This is a genomic window from Actinomadura parmotrematis, assembly GCF_019458805.1.
Classification (GTDB): Bacteria; Actinomycetota; Actinomycetes; order Streptosporangiales; family Streptosporangiaceae; genus Spirillospora; species Spirillospora parmotrematis.
The window spans coordinates 435123-452367 of the sequence record NZ_JAIBOA010000001.1 but is presented as its reverse complement, the minus strand read 5'-3'; the positions used below and the strand labels follow the sequence as shown (position 1 = coordinate 452367).

The following is a 17245-nucleotide window of genomic DNA, read 5'->3' as shown; positions in this document are numbered from 1 at the left end:
TTCGGTCCGTTAGCGTCGGCGGCATGCGCACCGAGGTCTGTGAGATGTTCGGGATCGAGTTCCCGCTGTTCGCCTTCAGCCACTGCCGCGACGTCGTCGCCGCCGTCACCAACGCCGGCGGCCTCGGCGTCCTCGGCGCGGTCGCCTACACGCCCGAGCGGCTGGAGGAGGAGCTGCGCTGGATCGACGAGCACACCGGCGGCCGCCCCTACGGGGTGGACGTCCTGGTCCCCGCCAAGATCCACGAGTCGGCGGAGCGGGCCGGGCGCGGCGAGGGCGGCCTCGACACGATGCTCGCGGCCGTCCCCCAGGAGCACTGGGACTTCCTGTTCGGGCTGTTCGCCAAGTACGACGTGCCGCTGCCGGACTTCGAGAAGGCCAAGCGGTCCAACTCCTCGGGCGGCACGCAGGTCACCAAGGAGGGCGCGACGGCGCTCATCGACGTCTCGCTGGCGCACCCCATCCGGCTGATCGCGAGCGCCCTCGGCACGCCGCCGCCGGTGATGGTGGAGCGCGCGAAGGCCGCGGGCGTCCCGGTCGCCGCGCTCGTCGGCACCGCCGAGCACGCCCGCCGCCAGGTCGCCGCGGGCGTCGACCTCATCGTCGCGCAGGGCGGCGAGGCGGGCGGCCACACCGGCGAGATCTCCACGATGGTGCTGGTGCCCGAGGTCGTGGACGTCGTCGCCCCGATCCCCGTCCTCGCCGCGGGCGGCATCGCGACCGGCCGCCAGATGGCGGCGTCCCTGGCGCTCGGCGCGTCGGGGGTGTGGTGCGGGTCGGTGTGGCTGACGACCGAGGAGGCCGAGACGCCGCCGCCGGTGAAGGAGAAGATGCTCGCGGCGACGTCCCGCGACACCGTCCGCTCGCGCTCGCGCACGGGCAAGCCGGCCCGCCAGCTCCGCTCGGCGTGGACCGACGAGTGGGAGGGCGCGGACAGCCCCGGGGCTCTGGGGATGCCCCTGCAGATGATCGTCGCCGAGGGCGCCATGCGGCAGATCAACAAGGTCGCCGAGACGGGCAACCCGGGCGCCCGGCAGCTCGCGAACTACTTCGTGGGGCAGGCCGTCGGGCAGATGAACGCGGTGAAGCCGGCCAAGCAGGTCGTCTACGACATGGTGCAGGAGTTCGCCGACGCCATCGAGCGGCTGAACGCCATCACGGCCGACTGACCGGCGGCCCGGCGGGGAACCGCATCCACACCGTGGTGCGGTCCCCGTCGGCCCGCACGCCCCACCCGAGCGCGAGGGCGTCGATCATCCGCAGCCCCCGCCCGTCCTCCCCGAGCGGCTCCTTCCGGACGGCAGGCCGCGCGCCGCCCGCCCCGTCGTCGGTCACCTCGGCCACCAGCCGCCCGCCGTCGACGGCGAGCAGCACGGTGACCTTGCCGCCCCGCCCGGACGCGGTGTGCTCGACGGCGTTGGCGAACGCCTCGTTGACGCAGATCTGGACGTCGTCGAGCGCGGGCGTCCCGTCCAGCATGTCCCGCACGAACCGCCGCACATGCCCGGCGGCCTGCCCGGCCCCGGGCAACGTCAACGACGCGATCACCTTCACGCCGCCACCCCACGCCCGATGACGGCGGCGACGTCGTCCGCCTGCCGCGCGTCGAACTCGTCCCCCCGCCACAACACCCGCCACCCGCTCGGGCGCTCGACAACGAGCACGGCCTCCCGCCGCCCGCCCCGCCCCCGCACGTAGAGGACGGCCTCAGCGTTCCTTGGCAACACGATCCAGCACGCGATGGAAGCGCCCCGCATCCGCCACGCGAGCCCGCAGAGGATCTCGAACCTGGTCCCGCTGGGTGCCATGCCCCGCTCCCTTCATCCGGCACCCGCTAGGCTCCCCGCCCCCACCAGCGCAAACAACGCCTTCGGCGCATGCTTCAGGCATCAGTCACTGGAATTTGAGCGCCTGAGACTTTCACGGACAGCAGACGCACAGCGTGAGAACCTGATTACATGCCTAAAGGGTCGCGTTCGACCATCCGTCTCCGCCTGATCGGCAACACCATCAGGGACATGCGGGAAGGCGCCGGCCTGACGCAGGAGGCAGCGGCTCGCCGTCTCGAACGCTCAGCCTCTTCCCTCAGCCTGATCGAGAACGGCGTGCAGTCACTTCGACTCAGGGACCTGTCCCACATCCTTGACGTGTACAAGGCAGACCCTTCCCTGCGCGATCGCTTGCTGGCCATCGCCGACCAAGAATTGCAGAGAGGCTGGTGGGACGGTTTCAAGGGGCTCATCTCCGCCGACGCCATCGACTATGCCTCGGTCGAGTTCAGCGCTTCCCGAATCGACGCCGTTGACGGAATGATCCCCGGCCTCCTGCAGACCGAGGACTACGTACGGGCCATCAACGTGGCCGCGGAGCCCACAGCGGACACGAAGGCGATCGATCATTTCGTGTCCTTCCGCATGGCCCGACAGATCATTCTCCAGCGTCCATACCCGACGTACCTTCACGTCGCGGTTGATGAAGCGGCCTTCAGGCGTGTGCTCGGCAGCCGGAGGGTCATGCGGGCGCAGTTGGTCAAGATCCTCAACGAGTGCGAGCGAGAGAACGTCACCGTCAACGTGCTCCCGTTGGATCGCGTGCCCAACCCGTTCTACGGCAGCGCTTTCCAGAACATCCAGGTCGGCAGGCCGCCGCTCTTCACGCTGACCATGATCGATCGTTTCTCGGATCGCTGGGTACTAGATGATGAAGTGCAGGTCACTCAGCATCAAGCACGCGTGGAGGGCGTCCAGAGGGCGGCTCTCTCCAAAACCGGCTCATGCGAACTGATCCGCAGAATACTCTCAGACCTATGAAGCGATCAGGTTCTCCGCCCAACGCTTGGCGCAAGAGCAGCCATAGCACGAGCGGCGCGCAGGATTGTGTCGAGGTGACCAACGATCGCGGCCTAGCGCGCATCCGCGACTCCAAGGACCCCCACGGCCCCACGCTCCCCCTCCCTCACCCCACCTGGGCCGCGTTCCTCGACAACCTGAAGGCCCAGTAGGCCGCGCCCGCCGTCTGGTATAAGAGCAGCCGTTCCGGCAACAGCGATGGGGAGTGCGTCGAAGTAGCGGAAGCCCGAGGGTCCGTGTCCGTGCGCGACTCCAAAGACCCCTACGGCCCCGCCCTCCCCCCGCCGCTCCACACCTGGGCCGCCCTTCTCCGCCACCTCAAAGCGAGCGGCCGGACCAACCCCAGCGAGTGACCACCTGGTCGCCACTCGTTGACTTGCGGCGTGTTGCGTCTTTGAAACGTTTCATTACGTCAACACGCCGCAAGTCAACGTCCAGCGACCAGGTGGTCATCAGTGACGGCGGGACGGACCGCCCCCGACGGGAGGGCCGCCGGGCAGAGCCGCTGCCACCGGGCGGCCTTGGGCAGAGCAGAGGTCGACAGAGACGGTCGCGGCAGGTGCCGTGGAGCGCCAGCGGTAGCGACCATCCGGTCATCGCTCGTTGACTTGCGGCGTGTTGCGTCTTTGAAACGTTTCATATCGTCAACCCGCCGCAAGTCAACATGTAGCGGCCGGGCGGTCATAGCCCGCCATGGGACGGACCGCCGAGGAGAGGACGGCCAGGTGGGGGCGGCTAGACGGCACGATCGCCGAGCGACCTTGAATGGAGGCCGACCGGGGCGTCCCATGACAAGGATCACGGAGCACCAGCGACAATGACCGCCTGGTCATCACTCGTTGACTTGCGGCGTGTTGGGCTCTTTGAAGATCGAAAGAGCCCAACACGCCGCATCTCAACCGTTGGCGACCAGGTGGTCATGGCGGACGGCGGGAGCCGTGGGCGAGATCCGCAGCCGGGAGGTCCGCCTGCCGGGGCGCGCCCGCCGTCGTGGCCGATCTTGACCGGGGGCGTTCCCTGAACCCTGCGGGGTGGTGCCGCGCCCCGTGACCAGCCGGTCGTCGCCGGTTGAGATGCGGCGTGTTGGGCTGTGCGGAGATCGAAAAAGCCCAACACGCCGCAAGTCGACGTGGGGCGACCGGGTGGTCATGGGTGGGGGTGTCGGCCGGTTTTGGGCGGGGCGGGGGGTGGCCGGGGGGCGGTCGTGGTGCTGTGGGTCTCGGGCGGCGGGTGGCCGCCCGGGACCCACAGCGGGGGTGGGGCGGGGCTAGCGGTTCATCAGGGCGAAGACGCCCCAGCCCAGGTACTCGCGCTGGTACCTGGCGTGGCGGGCGGGTTCGGTGGTGAGTTCCGCGCGCAATTCGTCGTGCAGCTCGTCGTCGGGGTTGGCGTCGAGCCAGCGGCGGATGTTGAGCCACTGGGCGGCCGCGTAGCGGTCCCAGCTGTCCTGGTCGGCCAGGACCATCTCCACCACGTCGCAGCCGAGCTCGCCGAAGTGCTCGATGAGCTCGGGCAGCGCCCGGAAGTCGTCCCGGGTGGCGGCCTGGCAGTTCTCCACGGTGGCCTGGTCCGGGGGTTCGCGGCGCCAGTACACCTCGCCGACCAGCATGATGCCGCCGGGCGCGAGGCTGCGCCGGAGGAGGTCGACCGTGCCGGCCGTGCCGCCGCCGATCCAGGTGGCGCCGACGCACGCGGCGACGCCGACCGGGCGGTCGGCGGTCCAGCCCGCCGCGTCGTCGTGCACGAAGGCGACGCGGTCCGCGACGCCCAGCTCTTCGGCGCGGGCGCGGGCCTGGTCGAGGAACACCGTGCTGATGTCCACGCCGGTGCCGCGCACGCCGTGGTCGCGCGCCCAGGTGCACAGCATCTCGCCGCTGCCGCAGGCGAGGTCGAGCACCTCGGTGCCCGGCGGCAGGTGCAGCGCCTCCCCAAGGACGGCCAGCTTCCCGGCGGTCAGCGGGTTGTGGATGCGGTGGCTGCTCTCGCGGATGGTGAAACTACGTGGAAGATCCACTTCTGGGAGTCCTTCGGTCCAGAGAAGTCATGAATGTCCGGGAACGCGACCGCCGGTCGCCGGTCGCGCGCGCCTGCACACTCATCCATGCACCTTCTCTGACCTGGGAACTCGTGGACGCGCCGAGGCTACGCGACCTGCCCCGGCGGCGTCGAACCCTTTTCGGGCGATCCGGGGCGTCCCGGTTCCGCCCGGCCGCGCCTATCGCGGGCGTATCGGGAAACGCATACGTTCCGGCAACGTGCCCGCGGCTTGAATGGGCGGCATGGATCAGAGCGCACCTCCCCCGGCCCGCCGGACGTACAAGATCGTGGTCGCCGTCCTGGCGGTCGCCGCCGTGGCGGCGGCGGTGCTCGGGCCGGGCCGCACGGCGCTGCGGATGGTGGCCATGCCGCTGCACCGGCCCGGCGACCCCTACGTCTGGTTCAACACCTTCAACGGCATCGCGCTCCTGACCTTGCTCGCGCTCCCCCTCGCGCTGCTGGCGGCGTGGGTGCTGGCGCGCCGCCGCCGGGCCGCCGGGGCCGCGTCGGCGTGGCGGGTGTCGCTGGCCGAGGTCGGCATCGTCTACGGCACGGTCCCCTGGGTGTGGATGATCATGCTGCCGGGGGACGAGGACCGCGCCGTGGTGAACCTGGTGCCGCTGCGGGACCTGGCGACGATGGACGCGGGCCAGGTCATCGGCAACCTGCTGGTGTTCGCGGCGCTGGGGTTCTTCACGCCGCTGCGGTTCGCGGCGCCGGCGTCGCTGCCGCGCGTCCTGGCGCTCGGCGCGGCCTGCTCGGCCCTGCTGGAGGTCGCGCAGTACGTCCTGCGGCTGGACCGGGTGTCGTCGGTGGACGACGTGCTGGTCAACGCCGCCGGCGCGGGGCTCGCGGCGCTGGTCTCGCGCCCCTGGTGGCGCACCGCGGACGGCTCCCCGCGCCCCGCTCCGGAACGGGAGTCGGAGGCGAAGGCGGCCCGCTGAGCCTCGGTTCAGTCCGCGGCCGGGACGTACGCCGCCGTCACCGGGCCGACCTCCCGCCAGCCGAGGTGCCGGTACAGGGCGCGGCCGTCGGCCGTGGCGACCAGGACGCCGGTGCGGGCGCCGCGGGCGGCGGCCGCGGCGGCGAGGGCCGACATGATCACGCCGCCGAGGCCCCGGCGCCGGTGCGACGGCTCGGTCGCGATCTGGTCGAAGACCGCGTGCCCGTCCGCGAGGCCCGCGCGCCCGGACGCGGCGGGCGCCCCCTCCGCCGTCCGGACGGCGGCCGCGAGGGCCGGGCCCGTCGCGTCCAGGTCCAGGGTGTAGCCGGCGGGGAGGGTACGGGGTGCGATCCTCCGCAGCTCGACGGCCATCAGGTACTCGGGCGCGTCCTGCACGGTCCAGCCGTCCCCCAGCAGGGACGCCGTCCGCTCGGCGTCCGCGCAGATCTTCAGCCAGGTCCCCGCCGCCCTCGCCCGCTCGGCCAGGTCGCGCACGGTCCGCCCGTCCGGGCGCGGGACGACGTAGCGCACGAGGTGGCCGGGCAGGCCCACGTCCACGCGGTGCACGCCGTCCCCGACCGCCACCGGCGGCGGCGTCCCCCGGCTGACGGTCCAGCCGCGGATCCAGGCGCGGGCGAGTTCCTCCACCATGATCGCCAGCTTATTGCAAGCAACCTGCAATAAGCCCCCGGCGGGAACGGCGTCAGCGCCGCACGGTGTAGTGCAGGTGCAGGACGCGGTCGCCCTGGACGACCTGGTCGGGGTCGCCGAGCAGGACGGTGCCGGTGTGGTCGCCGAAGAACCGCACGCCCTCCCCCAGCACGACCGGCGCGACGTCCATCGCGACCTCGTCGACGAGGCCCGCCGAGAACGCCTGCCCGCCGACGTCGCCCGCGCACACGCAGACCAGGCCGTCCCCGGCGCGCTCCTTGGCGAGCGCGATCGCGTCCTCGACGGAGCCGGCGGTGTGGAAGGGCGCGGCGGGGAACCGGGCACGCCACTCCTCCGGCAGCGGCCGGTGGGTGACGACGACGAGCTCGTCCCCGGCGGCGGGCACGCCCGACCAGCCGTCGGTGGTGTCGAACAGGTGGCGGCCGATCACCGTGACCTTGACCGCGTCCCAGAAGGGCCGGACGTAGTCCGCCGAGGCGCGTCCGACGTTGAACGCCCACGTGTCGTTGGCGCGGATCGTCACGTCGCCGTTGTCGTACCAGTCGAACAACGGCCCGACCGTGTCGTCGGGAAGGGCGATGTACCCGTCCACCGACACCACGGCCTGCATCACGACTCTCGCCATCTCACCGGCTCCTCTCCCGTCGGGCGTCTCCGGTGGTACCGACCCGGGGCGCGGCCGATTCTCATCGCGCCCCGCGTAGAGTGGCGGCGATGATCACCGAACGTCCCCCGATCCCGCTGGTCGCGGGCGAGCGCGAGCTGCTCCGCGCGCACCTGGAGTACCACCGCGCCACCCTGGCCTGGAAGTGCGACGGGCTGGACGACGCGCGGCTGCGCGCGCGGGCGTCCGCTCCCTCGGCGCTGTCGCTGCTCGGCCTCGTCCGGCACATGGCCGAGGTCGAGCGCACCTGGTTCCGCAAGTGCGTGAACGGCGAGCGCGACCTGCCCAACGTCTGGTCGCACGCGGGCGACTACCAGACCGCCTACGACGCGTCCGCCTCCACGCGGGCGGAGGGCTTCGCCGCCTGGCGGGCCGAGGTGGAGCACGCGCGCCGCATCGAGCGCGCGGCGCCGTCCCTCGACCTCGTCGTCCACCAGCCCCGGTGGGGCGAGGACGTGTCGCTCCGCTTCGTCATGCTGCACATGGTCCACGAGTACGCGCGCCACAACGGCCACGCCGACCTGATCCGCGAGGCCGTCGACGGCACCGTCGGCGCCTGACGCCGCCGCGCTCAGCCGGGGAGGGCAGCGGTGAGGTCGACCTCGACGAGCTGCCCCCGGAAGCCGAGCTGCGCCACGCCGAGCAGCGTGCTCGCGGTGCCGAAGGCCGCGCCGATGACCGAGGCGTTCAGCCTGTCCCAGGCGGCCGTCAGGTCGGCGTTGTCGTCGCTCCGCACGTAGATCACCGAGCGGACGACGTCGGCGGGCGCGGCGCCGGCGGCGGCCAGGGCCGCGAGCGCGTTGGCGGCGACCTGGTCGACCTGCGCGTCCAGCCCGCCCGCGGCGACGGCGCCGGAGGCGTCGAGCGGGCACTGTCCGGCCAGGTGGGCGGTGCGGCCGGCCTCGACGACGGTGACGTGGTGGTATCCGGGCGTCGGGTGCAGGGTCTCGGGGTTGATGCGGGTGATCCTGGGGTTCATGCGCACGAGTGTCGCCCATCGCCGATGAGTTCGCGGCGCCCCGGCGGTCGGTACAAGCGAGACGGGCCCGCCGTCGACCGAGCGAGAGGACCGACCAGCCGTGCACGCAGCGTTCGTGACCATCCGCATCGATCCGGAGCGGGCGCCGCAGGCCGCCGCCGCGCTGATGGACGACGTCCTGCCGCGCCTGAAGGCGGCGCCCGGCTTCGTCGGCGGGCACTGGATGGAGCCCCGCGACGGGGACGGGCTCGCCGTCCTGCTCTTCGCGACCGAGGACGACGCCGAGCGCGGCGCCCTCGCGGGCCTCGACGGGCCGGTCCCCGGCGTGACCGTGCGGGGCGTGGAGATCCGGCGCGTCGCGGTGTCGGTGCCGTGACCGGTGGAGGCTGTGGTGTGATGGCGCGGTGAGCCGCGCCGCCGAGGACACCAACCGCCGGATGCTGCGCGCCCGGGACGCCATGGACCGCGACTACGCGCGCCCGCTGGACGTCCCGGCCCTGGCGCGCATCGCGCACGTGTCGGAGACGCACTTCGCGCGCACCTTCCGGGCCACGTTCGGCGAGACGCCGCACCGCTACCTGCAGCGCCGCCGCGTCGAGCGGGCGATGGCGCTGCTGCGCGAGAGCGACCGCAGCGTCACCGACGTCTGCTTCGAGGTCGGCTTCTCCAGCCTCGGCACCTTCAGCCGCACGTTCCGCGGCATCGTCGGGACGTCGCCGCGCGAGTACCGGCGGCGGGCGGCGGCCGCGGACGTCCCGACGTGCTTCACCAAGGCGTGGACGCGCCCGGCGTCCTGACCCGCCGGCATGGTGGTTTCGGAGAAGTATCGCGGCGTCCCGGCTCAGTAGCGTGAGGGCCATGTTCAACGCCATCACGCACTCGCACATCTACGTCCTCGACCAGGACGAGGCCCTGGACTTCTACGTCGGCAAGCTCGGCTTGGAGGTGAACTCCGACGTCGACATGGGCTTCATGCGCTGGCTCACCGTCAACGTGCCCGGGCAGCCGGACCGGGAGATCCTGCTGGAGCGCCCCGGCGCCCCGGCGCTGTCGGACGAGACCGCCGCCCAGGTCCGCGACCTGGTCACCAAGGGCGCGATGGGCGTCGCCGCGATCTTCACCACCGACGACTGCCGCAAGACCTACGACGAGCTGCGGGCGCGCGGCGTGGAGTTCACCGAGGAGCCGACCGAGCGCCCCTACGGCATCGACTGCGCGCTGCGCGACCCGTTCGGCAACCACGTCCGCATCACCCAGCGCGCGGACTGACCGGCGGCCGCGTCCCGTCGGCGGCGGCCGGTTCAGCGACCCCGGCGATGAACCGCTCCTCGACCGTCCGGACGGTCGCCGACCAGCCGAGGGCTTCGAGGGCGGCGGTGAGGTCGCGCGGGTCGTGGAAGACCTTCACGACGCGGTAGCGGCTGCCGTCGCCCAGCCCGCGGCGCACCGCCGGGACGTCCTCGCCGGCGAGGACGTCCTCCGCGCCCGCCGCGGCGGGGCCGTCGTCCACGAACACCACCCGGCCGCCGGGCGCCAGCACGGCGGCGAGGAAGGCCCAGAAGGCGGGCAGCCGCGCGGGCGGCACGTGGGAGAGCCAGAAGCCGAAGAAAACGGTGTCGTAACGGCGCTCGGGCCGCCAGGCGAACACGTCGGCCTGCACGTACCGCACGTCGAGGGACGCGGTGCGCGCGCGGGCGATCGCGAGCGTCTCGGCGGAGGCGTCCACGGCCGTCAGCGTCCGGGCGCGCGCCGCGAGCAGCGGCGTCCACTGCCCGGTTCCGCAAGCCAGTTCCAGCACGTCGCCGCGAACGGGCAGGTCGTCCACCAGGGCGAGCAGGCGCCGCAGGTCGGCGCGCTCCCCGTAAGCCCGGTCGTACTCGTTGGCGCGGGCCCGGTAGTAGGCCCGCTGCTCCGCCAAGATGTCCGCGTCGTCGACGTCCATCCCCCGAAGGTAGCCACGCCCCGGCCGGGCGGGCAGGCCCACGTCCAGAGAACTGCACGCCTCGGCCAAAACCGTGCCGGGACCGCGTGTCCGGGGCCGCCCGGGCCGGGCCGGTCACGATCATGCGGTCATGAGGACCCGGGTCACGCCTGCGGCGGGCGCCGCCGTCATGGCCACCGGCATCGTGTCGGTCGGCCTGCACCTGGCCGGCGCGGACCGCCTGTCGGCGGCGCTGCTGCTGGTCGCGATCGTGCTGTGGGCGCTGCTCGGCGCGGTGTTCCTGGCGCGGCTCGCGGGCGACCGCCCCGAGTGGACGCGCGAGGCGGTGACGCCGCCCGCCCTCACCGGCGTCGCGGCGACCGGCGTCCTCGGCACCCGGATCGCGCTGGGGGGCGGGCACGCGCTCGCCGGGGCCGCGCTCGCCGTCGCGGCGGCGCTGTGGGCGGCGCTGATCGTCGGGGTGGTGCGGGGCCTGCGCGGGCGGCTGCCGGGCGCGGCCGAGCTCGTCACCGTCTCGACGCAGGCGCTGGCAGTGCTCGGCGGGACGCTGGCGGCCGTCGCGGGCGCCCGCTGGCTGCTCTGGCCGGCGTCGGTGCTGCTGGCCGTCGGGCTGGTGCTGTACGTGCGGGTGCTCGTCCGGTTCGACTACGGGCAGCTGCGCACCGGGCGCGGCGACCACTGGGTCATCGGCGGCGCCGTCGCGATCTCCGCGCTGGCCGCTTCCAAGCTTGCGGCCGCGACGGCCCCGGCCGGCGCCGTTCGCTGGGAGACGGGCGCGGACGGCCTCGCGCGGGGCGTGACGGCCGTGCTGCTGGCCGTCGCGCTCGGCTGGTACGCGGTGCTGGTGGTCTGCGAGATCCGCTGGCCGCGGCTGTCCTACGACGTGCGCCGCTGGTCCACCGTCTTCCCGCTCGGCATGACCGCCGCCGCGACGATCTCGGCGGGCACCGTCCTGAAGGCCGGCCGGCTCACCTCGCTCGGCGAGGTGCTGCTCTGGCCCGCCGTGGCCGTCTGGGCGGTCGTCGCCGTCGGCGCCCTCCGCCACCTGCCCGCCCTGCTGAAGCCCGGCGCCCCCTGACCCCGCCCCTTTACAGCCCGCCGCACTTCCTGATAGCAATTGTGTGATCTTCCCGCGTGTCGCGGGACCGTCTTCGCGAACAGGGCCCACATGACCTTCGACTTCGCGGCCCTGGCCGAGAGCGCGCAACGGCTGGCCGGCCGGTCGGACGAACTGCGCAGGCGGATCGACGAGCTCCACACGTCCGCCGCGACGGACGACGAACGTGTGACGGTGCGCTGGAACGGCTCGGGTCTTGCCGGTGTCGACCTCGATCCGCGGGCGATGCGCATGCCCGCGGCCGAGCTCGGGGCACTGATCACCGCGACGGCGGGACGTGCCCGGGAGGAGTTCGAGCGCGCCGTCAGGACCCTGCGGGAGGAGTTCGCGGACGCGGCGGGCGGTGGAGCGTCCGAGCCTCCCGGCGCCGAGGAGACCGCCGATTTCATCAACGACATGGGCTCGATCATGCAGAGCGCCGTCCAGGAGAGCACGGCCATCATCGATGGGATGCGGCGCGCCTTGCAGCAGCGCTGACCCGGGCGGAGCGGGCGCCGTACCTCAGCCGGCGAGCGTCCGCTCCGACCAGGAGCCCATACCGGTCCGCCGGACGAAGTCACGCAGCCTGGCCACTTCCCTTGGAGCCATCGACGCCGTCTCGCCGTACCCGGTGTCGACGGTCGTCAGGTTCAGACGTCCCGGCGTCGTCTCCAGGGGTCGCAGCATCGGTGGCAGCTCCGGGAGCTTCTCTCTCCGATAGCGCAGCGAGAGTTCGGCGGCCATGTCCTGACCGGGATCGAAAAGTTCAAAGCACTCGATCACTTCACCCGGGAGCACCTCCTCGTGGCCGCCGCGCGCCACCACCAGGCCGCGTCGGTCCACGTACAGCCGGCGAGCGGTTCCACGCGCGACCTGGACCGCGATCACCGTTCCCAGAGCCGCCGGCAGGACGGCGAACAGAACGAGCGGATACCGCCAGAACCCGTCGAGTGTGAGCGCCCCCCAGGTGCAGATCCCGGCGACGGCGGCGCAGAAGACGAGCGTCCCCGTCACGTTTCTGCCCAGATCGGAAAGGACGATCTCGCTGTCGTCCGGCGCGGCGTTCATTCGGAGTCCGCGACCGGGATCGGATTGGTGCGCTTGACGTAGTCGTCGCCGTAGTCCTCTTGACCGGTGGCCTTGGTGATCCCCTTGTTGCCCCAGGGCGCTCCGGGGTTGAGGATCCCGTCCGGCGCGTAGGGGACGCCCGTGTCCGCCGCCCCCTTCAGCCCCGCGATGGGCCGGACGCTGTTCCGGAACTGCTGCGGAATTCGGATCATGGGCGCCCGGAAACGGCCGTAGCCGGTACCGCCGAAGGCATGGCCGCGCATCAACTGCCCGGTGAGCTTCTGTTCGATGAGGGCGAGCCGGCCGAGCGCCACATCATCGGCGCTGCGCACGCTGGCCTCGAGGAAATCGGGCATCGCCCCGGTCTCACCGGTGATCATCTGGCCGAGGACGTCGGCTCCGGTGGCGGCGCCGATGACCGCCGCGCACGCCTTTCCCGCCGCCTCCAACCCCTTCTCGCCCATCCGCAGGATCTGCCGGACCGCCGATGCGGCGGCGGCTGCGGCACTGCGCGCCGCCGCGAGATCCAGCTCGCCGACGACGGGGACCGCGACGGTGGCCTGGGCCACCAGCACCCAGGCGGCGAAGAAGGCCAGGACCGTCGCGCAGATGACCATCGTCAGGATGAACAAGGCGATGAGCAGCGCCATCATCGTGAGCACCACGAACATGATCATGGCGTAGGCGAACGACACCATGAGCTGGTTCGCGTAGTCGTTCAGCTTCTTCTCGAAGGCATCGCGGTCCTTGCCGGCCCAGGTCGTCTCGGGCAGGCTCCGCAGTTCGTCGCCGATGCGGTCACGGGCGCTCTTGATCTTGTCTGCCGTCTTCTTCCAGTCCTCGGCGGCGTCCCAGAGCTGGGCCGGATCGGACTGCGCCATGTACATGACCGAGACCGACGGCCAGGCGTTCGGGATCACGCAGGCCGCGACGGTCGACACGTCCAGAGCGATCTTGGCCATCTCGGCGAGGTCGTCCATACCGCTCGGTGCCATGCGACGCCTCCACTCTGCGGGGGATGGGAAGGGCTACTGCTTCTTGACCGTGCTCGCCTCGGCGGCCGCCGCCATGACCGCGGCGGTGGTGGCGATCCCGTCGCCCGCCTCTTTCAACCGGCGCAGCTTGGTGACGAGGTCGACGTCGGCGTACTCGACGCCCTGCGTGTAGGCGTGGGCGAGAGCGGCGCAGAAGGTGGTGAACGACCCCGCCTCGACCTCGCGCGGTGCCGCATTCAGCGCCAGGCGCGCATGGCTGAGATCGTTGCCGAGCGTCGTGACGAGCTTGTCGCCGAACGCCTTGAGCGCCTCGTGGTCGAACTGCACCTCGCCGGTCCCGGTGGAGATCGGCATGTTCCCGAACGGCGACGTCGGTTGCGATGGCCGGATGTTCGGCGGGCGTCCTCCGGGAGGCGCCGCACCGCCCCCGTCCGTCCGCCCGGGTCCCGGGTCGTGCTGGATCCGGGTGCCGAGGGCCTGGTCGATCCTGTTCGGAGGGGTCACCGTGGTCTCCACTCGATGGGCGTCGGGGGGCCGGCATCGCTTCTCCTCCGGACAGGGTAGATCAACGGAACGCGCTGCCGCCCGGCGACCGGTCGTCAGCGCGGTGACGGAGCATCGGGCCACTCCCCCATTCCGTTCTCCTTGACGAAGGCGCGCAGCCGGTGCAGGTCCCCGTCCTCCATCGAAGCGCCTGATTCTCCGCCGTCGAGGATCGCCAGAGACAGGCGTCCGGGACTCATCTCCCGCTGCCGCAGCAGCTTCGGCAGCTCAGGCAGCGAGCCGCGGCGGTAGCGCAGGACGAGTCGGGCGAAGGAGGTGGGGCCGCCGTACACGAGCTCGAAGCGCTCGAACAGTTCACCCGGCAGCACGTCCTCACGACCGTTCTTGGCCGCGACCAAGCCGCGCGAGTCCACGTACAGCGTGTATCCGGCGTCCCGCCTCATCTGTACAAGGATCAGGACGACGACGGCCGCCAGGAGGACCGTGCATCCTCCGAGGGCGTACCTCCATGCGTTGCCGAGCACGACGGCGCTCCAGGCGCACAGGCCGGCGAGCACGGCGAGCACGAAGACTAAGCGACTGACGTTCTTGCGCGGATCACTGAGCACGACCCGCGATCCCGGCGCGCTCATGCGGCGCCTTCGGCCCGAAAGCGCCCGGTACGGCCGGGAGAAGTCAAGACGGTCTCCGCTCGGGGTGACACAGGGACTGATGTTGATGGGCTACGCGAGACAGATTAGGGCATAGTGGAACGGAGGTGCCGTCATGAGCGGACTGAAGGCGCGTGGCGCCGTCTACTGGGTCGCGACCCTGCTCGTGTGCGCGGAGCTGGTGGTGGGCGGGGCGTGGGACGTGGCGCGCGTCGATCGGGTGCGGGACGTCACCGAGCGGCTCGGGTACCCCTCGTACGCCCTGGTCGTCCTCGGGACGTGGAAGCTGCTCGGGGCGGCGGCGCTGCTGGCGCCGCGCCTGCCGCGGTTGAAGGAGTGGGCCTACGCGGGCGTGGTCCTCGCCGACACCACCGCCATCGCCTCGCACGTGTGGAAGGGCTTCGGGTGGGGCGAGGTCGCGGTGCTGGGCGCGCTGCTCGTGCTGACGGGGGCGTCGTGGGCGCTGCGGCCGGTCGCGCGGGGCGGGTTTCAGGGGCGGGCGGCGGCATAGAGGAGGGCGCGGACGCCGGGGTCGGCGTCGTCGCCCTCGCGCCAGACGAGGCGCAGGCTGAGGTCGGGCAGCGGGAGGGCGAGGCGGGCGAGGGCGCCGGACGCCAGGGCGTCGGCGACGGCGAACTCCGGGAGCAGCGCGATGCCGAGGCCGTGCTCGGCCCAGGACCGCATCACCGGGACGCCGCCCGCGCGCACCCGTTCGAGGCCGGGGCCGAGGACGCGGTCGGCGGCCATCCAGAACGAGCAGGCCGGGACGTTGGCGAGCAGCCGCTCGCCGCGCAGGTCGGCCGGGGTCAGGGCGGGGCGGCCGGCGAGCGGGTGGCCGGGGGCGGCGACCAGCGCGAGCGGGACCGGGTCCAGGTCGCAGAAGGCGAGCGGCCCGGCGGGCACCGGGAAGCCGAGGCCGCCGACGCCGTCGCCGGAGTCCAGCAGCAGGGCGGCGTCGAGGCGGCCGGCGAGGACGTCGGCGAACAGCCCGTCGCGGGCGCGGTCGGTGCCGACCTCGACGGCGACGCCGGGGCGGCGCTCGGCGAGGCGGGCGAGGACGCGCGGCACGTGCGAGCCCGCGATCGTCTCCAGCGCGCCGAGCCGCAGCCGCCGCGGCTCGTCCCGCACGTCGCGGGCGGCCTGCTCGGCCTGTTCCAGCAGGGTGCGCGCCCAGCCCTGCAGGCGCGTCCCCGCCGGGGTGAGCGCCATGCCCTTCGGGCCGCGCGCGAACAGGGGGACGCCGAGCGCGTCCTCCAGGGCGCGGATCTGCTGGGACACCGACGACGGCGCGAGGCCGAGGGCGACGGCGGCGTCGGTGACGGTCCGGTGGCGGACGACGGCCTCGAAGGTGCGCAACTGGCGTAGCTCCACGGCGGCACCAACCGCGGCGGGCGTTCGGGAATTCCGAACGCTCCCTGCGGCGGCGGCGGTGGAGGCCGCGACCTGCGCGAACGCAGACTCGGCCGCATGACCGTACTGACCCCTTCCGCGTCCGAGGTGGCGCCCGCCGGGCGCGCGCGCTATCTGGCGGGCATCTCGCTCGGCTATTTCATGGTGCTGCTGGACATGACCGTGCTGTCGGTCGCCGAACCGGATCTGGCGGCGTCGCTGCACGCCTCGATGGCCGGGCTGCAGTGGGCGACGACCGGCTACACCGTGACGTTCGCGGCGCTGCTCCTGTCGGCGGGCGCGGTCGCCGACCGGCACGGCGCCGAGCGGGTGTTCCGCGCCGGGATCGCGGTGTTCGCGCTGGCGTCGCTGCTGAGCGCGCTCGCGCCCGTGCTGTGGGTGCTGGTGGCGCTGCGCGCGGTGCTCGGGATCGCGGCGGCGGCGTGCGTCCCGGCGTCCATGGCGATGATCGCCCGGCTGTACCCGGCGCCGGCCGCGCGGGCCCGCGCGATCGCGGCGTGGGCGGCGATCAGCGGCGCGGCGGTCGCGGCGGGGCCCCTGGCGGGCGGCGCGCTGGTCGAGGCCTCCGGGTGGCGGGCGGTGTTCGTGGTGAACGTGCCGCTCGGCGTTCTCGTGCTCGCGCTGACTCTCGGACGCGCCGTCGCGTGCCCGCGCGGCGAGCGCCGCATCGACTGGTCCGCGCAGCTCGCCGCCGCCGCAGCGCTCGCGCTGTTCACTGACACCCTGATCGCGGCCGGTGCGTACGCCTGGGTCCACGCCGCGTGCGCGGCCGTGGGGACGGCGGCGGCGGGCGCGGGGTTCGTCCTGCTGGAGCGCCGCAGTGACGCGCCGGTGCTGAATCGGGCGCTGCTGGCGTCCGCGCGGGTGCGGGCGGGGCTGTTGGCGGGCGCGGCGGTGAACTTCGCGCTGACCGGCGCCCTGTTCGTGCTGCCGCTGCTGCTGCAGCGCGAGCGCGGATTCAGCCCGCTGGAGACGGGCCTGGCGTTCCTGCCGCTGACGGTGCCGTTCGTCGCCAATCCGCCCGTCACCGGCCGGATCGTGGCGCGGTACGGGCCGCGCGGGCCGATCCTGGCGGGCCTCGCGCTGCTGGCCGCCGGGGGCGCCGCGCTCGCCGCGGCGGCCTTCGCGGGGGCGGGCTACCCGTGGCTGGCGGCGGGCCTGCTGGCGTGCGGCTTCGGCGTCTCGTCGGCGCTGCCCGCGCTGGTGGCGGCGATCGTCGGCGCCGCTCCGGACGGGACGGCGGGCGCGGTCGGCGGGCTGCTGAACGCCGTCCGCCAGACCGGCGCGACCGTCGGCGTCGCGCTCATGGGCGCCGCCGCGACGGCCGGCGCCGGCTGGGCGATGCTGGTGTCGGCCGCGGCCTGCGCCGCCGCCGGCGCCGCGTTCGCGGCGGCCCGCTGACGCCCGCTCCCGGCGGCGGCCGCGACGTCCGTGGA

24 protein-coding genes and 1 pseudogene are annotated in these 17245 nt (G+C 73.1%); 13 read left to right on the top strand and 12 right to left on the bottom strand.

From position 1 onward, the window contains the following. Positions 1–23 precede the first annotated feature (23 nt). Positions 24–1169 carry an NAD(P)H-dependent flavin oxidoreductase gene (locus tag K1Y72_RS02110; RefSeq protein ID WP_220162626.1) on the top strand — a complete coding sequence of 382 codons (1146 nt, stop codon included), beginning with the start codon at positions 24–26 and terminating at the stop codon, positions 1167–1169. On the opposite strand, the gene K1Y72_RS02105 is transcribed toward K1Y72_RS02110, so the two are convergent. Further along, a complete protein-coding gene (locus K1Y72_RS02105) occupies positions 1156–1536 on the bottom strand; it encodes an ATP-binding protein (protein WP_220162624.1) in 381 nt (126 codons plus the stop codon). The two genes, K1Y72_RS02110 and K1Y72_RS02105, sit on opposite strands and share 14 nt — an antisense overlap. 14 nt (positions 1537–1550) lie before the next feature. Continuing rightward, the gene (locus tag K1Y72_RS02100) at positions 1551–1808 is read right to left on the bottom strand and encodes a hypothetical protein (RefSeq protein WP_220162622.1); all 258 of its coding nucleotides are present in this window, start codon (positions 1806–1808) and stop codon (positions 1551–1553) included. A 150-nt stretch (positions 1809–1958) separates the two neighbouring features. Here K1Y72_RS02100 and K1Y72_RS02095 point away from each other — a divergent pair, with 150 nt between their 5' ends. The 3 genes and pseudogenes from K1Y72_RS02095 to K1Y72_RS02085 all read left to right on the top strand — a co-directional run. After that, the gene (locus K1Y72_RS02095) at positions 1959–2810 is read left to right on the top strand and encodes a helix-turn-helix domain-containing protein (protein ID WP_258571746.1); all 852 of its coding nucleotides are present in this window, start codon (positions 1959–1961) and stop codon (positions 2808–2810) included. Next, positions 2774–3001, top strand: coding sequence for a DUF397 domain-containing protein (locus K1Y72_RS02090; protein ID WP_308286838.1), 228 nt, complete (start codon positions 2774–2776; stop codon positions 2999–3001). Before K1Y72_RS02095 ends, K1Y72_RS02090 begins: the two co-directional genes overlap by 37 nt. A 21-nt stretch (positions 3002–3022) precedes the next feature. Next, a pseudogene (locus K1Y72_RS02085) lies at positions 3023–3202 on the top strand (DUF397 domain-containing protein); the annotation flags it as partial. Between the two features lie 914 nt (positions 3203–4116). On the opposite strand, the gene K1Y72_RS02080 reads toward K1Y72_RS02085, so the two are convergent. Continuing rightward, the gene (locus tag K1Y72_RS02080; protein ID WP_220162616.1) at positions 4117–4863 is read right to left on the bottom strand and encodes an SAM-dependent methyltransferase; all 747 of its coding nucleotides are present in this window, start codon (positions 4861–4863) and stop codon (positions 4117–4119) included. A 265-nt stretch (positions 4864–5128) separates the two neighbouring features. Between K1Y72_RS02080 and K1Y72_RS02075 the strand changes: the two genes are divergently transcribed. After that, positions 5129–5830: a VanZ family protein gene (locus K1Y72_RS02075; protein ID WP_220162614.1), complete on the top strand. Its 702-nt coding sequence runs from the start codon at positions 5129–5131 to the stop codon at positions 5828–5830. Between the two features lie 8 nt (positions 5831–5838). Here the strand turns inward: K1Y72_RS02075 and K1Y72_RS02070 are convergent, their stop codons facing one another. Together K1Y72_RS02070 and K1Y72_RS02065 are read right to left on the bottom strand one after the other, a co-directional pair. Continuing rightward, complete coding sequence (locus tag K1Y72_RS02070; protein WP_220162612.1) at positions 5839–6480, bottom strand: GNAT family N-acetyltransferase; 642 nt, start codon at positions 6478–6480, stop codon at positions 5839–5841. A gap of 52 nt (positions 6481–6532) precedes the next feature. After that, complete coding sequence (locus K1Y72_RS02065; RefSeq protein ID WP_220162610.1) at positions 6533–7126, bottom strand: dihydrofolate reductase family protein; 594 nt, start codon at positions 7124–7126, stop codon at positions 6533–6535. Between the two features lie 89 nt (positions 7127–7215). Between K1Y72_RS02065 and K1Y72_RS02060 the strand changes: the two genes are divergently transcribed. Then, complete coding sequence (locus tag K1Y72_RS02060; protein ID WP_220162608.1) at positions 7216–7725, top strand: DinB family protein; 510 nt, start codon at positions 7216–7218, stop codon at positions 7723–7725. Between the two features lie 11 nt (positions 7726–7736). Here the strand turns inward: K1Y72_RS02060 and K1Y72_RS02055 are convergent, their stop codons facing one another. Next, complete coding sequence (locus K1Y72_RS02055; RefSeq protein ID WP_220162606.1) at positions 7737–8144, bottom strand: RidA family protein; 408 nt, start codon at positions 8142–8144, stop codon at positions 7737–7739. A 100-nt stretch (positions 8145–8244) separates the two neighbouring features. Between K1Y72_RS02055 and K1Y72_RS02050 the strand changes: the two genes are divergently transcribed. The 3 genes from K1Y72_RS02050 to K1Y72_RS02040 all read left to right on the top strand — a co-directional run bounded on the left by K1Y72_RS02050 (position 8245) and on the right by K1Y72_RS02040 (position 9413). Then, complete coding sequence (locus K1Y72_RS02050; RefSeq protein WP_220162604.1) at positions 8245–8520, top strand: hypothetical protein; 276 nt, start codon at positions 8245–8247, stop codon at positions 8518–8520. 61 nt (positions 8521–8581) lie between these two features. Beyond that, positions 8582–8941 carry a helix-turn-helix domain-containing protein gene (locus tag K1Y72_RS02045; RefSeq protein WP_220162895.1) on the top strand — a complete coding sequence of 120 codons (360 nt, stop codon included), beginning with the start codon at positions 8582–8584 and terminating at the stop codon, positions 8939–8941. A 61-nt stretch (positions 8942–9002) separates the two neighbouring features. Continuing rightward, a complete protein-coding gene (locus K1Y72_RS02040; protein WP_220162602.1) occupies positions 9003–9413 on the top strand; it encodes a VOC family protein in 411 nt (136 codons plus the stop codon). On the opposite strand, the gene K1Y72_RS02035 is transcribed toward K1Y72_RS02040, so the two are convergent. Beyond that, entirely contained in the window at positions 9394–10086 is a 693-nt protein-coding gene (locus K1Y72_RS02035; protein ID WP_220162600.1) for a class I SAM-dependent methyltransferase, read from the bottom strand. The genes K1Y72_RS02040 and K1Y72_RS02035 overlap by 20 nt on opposite strands. Before the next feature lie 130 nt (positions 10087–10216). Between K1Y72_RS02035 and K1Y72_RS02030 the strand changes: the two genes are divergently transcribed. Both K1Y72_RS02030 and K1Y72_RS02025 read left to right on the top strand, forming a co-directional pair. Beyond that, on the top strand, positions 10217–11164 hold the full coding sequence (locus tag K1Y72_RS02030) for a tellurite resistance/C4-dicarboxylate transporter family protein (protein ID WP_220162598.1): 948 nt from the start codon (positions 10217–10219) through the stop codon (positions 11162–11164). Positions 11165–11254: 90 nt separating this feature from the next. After that, positions 11255–11680 carry a YbaB/EbfC family nucleoid-associated protein gene (locus tag K1Y72_RS02025; RefSeq protein WP_220162596.1) on the top strand — a complete coding sequence of 142 codons (426 nt, stop codon included), beginning with the start codon at positions 11255–11257 and terminating at the stop codon, positions 11678–11680. A 24-nt stretch (positions 11681–11704) separates the two neighbouring features. Here K1Y72_RS02025 and K1Y72_RS02020 read toward each other — a convergent pair whose 3' ends face one another. The 4 genes from K1Y72_RS02020 to K1Y72_RS02005 form a co-directional block, all read right to left on the bottom strand. Further along, positions 11705–12250: a hypothetical protein gene (locus K1Y72_RS02020; protein WP_220162594.1), complete on the bottom strand. Its 546-nt coding sequence runs from the start codon at positions 12248–12250 to the stop codon at positions 11705–11707. Then, positions 12247–13230 carry a hypothetical protein gene (locus K1Y72_RS02015; protein ID WP_220162592.1) on the bottom strand — a complete coding sequence of 328 codons (984 nt, stop codon included), beginning with the start codon at positions 13228–13230 and terminating at the stop codon, positions 12247–12249. Before K1Y72_RS02015 ends, K1Y72_RS02020 begins: the two co-directional genes overlap by 4 nt. A 48-nt stretch (positions 13231–13278) precedes the next feature. Further along, positions 13279–13599 carry a hypothetical protein gene (locus tag K1Y72_RS02010; RefSeq protein WP_220162590.1) on the bottom strand — a complete coding sequence of 107 codons (321 nt, stop codon included), beginning with the start codon at positions 13597–13599 and terminating at the stop codon, positions 13279–13281. Positions 13600–13844: 245 nt separating this feature from the next. After that, positions 13845–14381 carry a hypothetical protein gene (locus K1Y72_RS02005; RefSeq protein ID WP_220162588.1) on the bottom strand — a complete coding sequence of 179 codons (537 nt, stop codon included), beginning with the start codon at positions 14379–14381 and terminating at the stop codon, positions 13845–13847. A 133-nt stretch (positions 14382–14514) separates the two neighbouring features. Between K1Y72_RS02005 and K1Y72_RS02000 the strand changes: the two genes are divergently transcribed. Then, positions 14515–14910 (top strand): DoxX family protein, encoded by a 396-nt coding sequence (locus K1Y72_RS02000; RefSeq protein WP_220162586.1) that lies wholly within the window; start codon positions 14515–14517, stop codon positions 14908–14910. Here K1Y72_RS02000 and K1Y72_RS01995 read toward each other — a convergent pair. Further along, the gene (locus tag K1Y72_RS01995; RefSeq protein ID WP_220162584.1) at positions 14889–15770 is read right to left on the bottom strand and encodes a LysR family transcriptional regulator; all 882 of its coding nucleotides are present in this window, start codon (positions 15768–15770) and stop codon (positions 14889–14891) included. The genes K1Y72_RS02000 and K1Y72_RS01995 overlap by 22 nt on opposite strands. A 96-nt stretch (positions 15771–15866) precedes the next feature. On the opposite strand from K1Y72_RS01995, the gene K1Y72_RS01990 reads away from it, so the two are divergent. After that, positions 15867–17210 carry an MFS transporter gene (locus K1Y72_RS01990; RefSeq protein ID WP_220162582.1) on the top strand — a complete coding sequence of 448 codons (1344 nt, stop codon included), beginning with the start codon at positions 15867–15869 and terminating at the stop codon, positions 17208–17210. Positions 17211–17245 lie beyond the last annotated feature (35 nt).

What these genes read in the sequence shown, in the direction of transcription:
- K1Y72_RS02060 (WP_220162608.1), top strand. Translation starts at nt 7,216, where the DNA reads ATGATCACCGAACGTCCCCCGATCCCGCTGGTCGCGGGCGAGCGCGAG.
- K1Y72_RS02095 (WP_258571746.1), top strand. Translation starts at nt 1,959, where the DNA reads ATGCCTAAAGGGTCGCGTTCGACCATCCGTCTCCGCCTGATCGGCAAC.
- K1Y72_RS02020 (WP_220162594.1), bottom strand. Translation starts at nt 12,250, where the DNA reads ATGAACGCCGCGCCGGACGACAGCGAGATCGTCCTTTCCGATCTGGGC.
- K1Y72_RS02055 (WP_220162606.1), bottom strand. Translation starts at nt 8,144, where the DNA reads ATGAACCCCAGGATCACCCGCATCAACCCCGAGACCCTGCACCCGACG.
- K1Y72_RS02065 (WP_220162610.1), bottom strand. Translation starts at nt 7,126, where the DNA reads ATGGCGAGAGTCGTGATGCAGGCCGTGGTGTCGGTGGACGGGTACATC.
- K1Y72_RS02010 (WP_220162590.1), bottom strand. Translation starts at nt 13,599, where the DNA reads ATGCCGATCTCCACCGGGACCGGCGAGGTGCAGTTCGACCACGAGGCG.
- K1Y72_RS02045 (WP_220162895.1), top strand. Translation starts at nt 8,582, where the DNA reads ATGCTGCGCGCCCGGGACGCCATGGACCGCGACTACGCGCGCCCGCTG.
- K1Y72_RS02025 (WP_220162596.1), top strand. Translation starts at nt 11,255, where the DNA reads ATGACCTTCGACTTCGCGGCCCTGGCCGAGAGCGCGCAACGGCTGGCC.
- K1Y72_RS02000 (WP_220162586.1), top strand. Translation starts at nt 14,515, where the DNA reads ATGAGCGGACTGAAGGCGCGTGGCGCCGTCTACTGGGTCGCGACCCTG.
- K1Y72_RS02070 (WP_220162612.1), bottom strand. Translation starts at nt 6,480, where the DNA reads ATGGTGGAGGAACTCGCCCGCGCCTGGATCCGCGGCTGGACCGTCAGC.
- K1Y72_RS02015 (WP_220162592.1), bottom strand. Translation starts at nt 13,230, where the DNA reads ATGGACGACCTCGCCGAGATGGCCAAGATCGCTCTGGACGTGTCGACC.
- K1Y72_RS01990 (WP_220162582.1), top strand. Translation starts at nt 15,867, where the DNA reads ATGACCGTACTGACCCCTTCCGCGTCCGAGGTGGCGCCCGCCGGGCGC.
- K1Y72_RS02110 (WP_220162626.1), top strand. Translation starts at nt 24, where the DNA reads ATGCGCACCGAGGTCTGTGAGATGTTCGGGATCGAGTTCCCGCTGTTC.
- K1Y72_RS02030 (WP_220162598.1), top strand. Translation starts at nt 10,217, where the DNA reads ATGAGGACCCGGGTCACGCCTGCGGCGGGCGCCGCCGTCATGGCCACC.
- K1Y72_RS02075 (WP_220162614.1), top strand. Translation starts at nt 5,129, where the DNA reads ATGGATCAGAGCGCACCTCCCCCGGCCCGCCGGACGTACAAGATCGTG.
- K1Y72_RS02040 (WP_220162602.1), top strand. Translation starts at nt 9,003, where the DNA reads ATGTTCAACGCCATCACGCACTCGCACATCTACGTCCTCGACCAGGAC.
- K1Y72_RS02100 (WP_220162622.1), bottom strand. Translation starts at nt 1,808, where the DNA reads ATGGCACCCAGCGGGACCAGGTTCGAGATCCTCTGCGGGCTCGCGTGG.
- K1Y72_RS02090 (WP_308286838.1), top strand. Translation starts at nt 2,774, where the DNA reads ATGCGAACTGATCCGCAGAATACTCTCAGACCTATGAAGCGATCAGGT.
- K1Y72_RS02005 (WP_220162588.1), bottom strand. Translation starts at nt 14,381, where the DNA reads ATGAGCGCGCCGGGATCGCGGGTCGTGCTCAGTGATCCGCGCAAGAAC.
- K1Y72_RS02035 (WP_220162600.1), bottom strand. Translation starts at nt 10,086, where the DNA reads ATGGACGTCGACGACGCGGACATCTTGGCGGAGCAGCGGGCCTACTAC.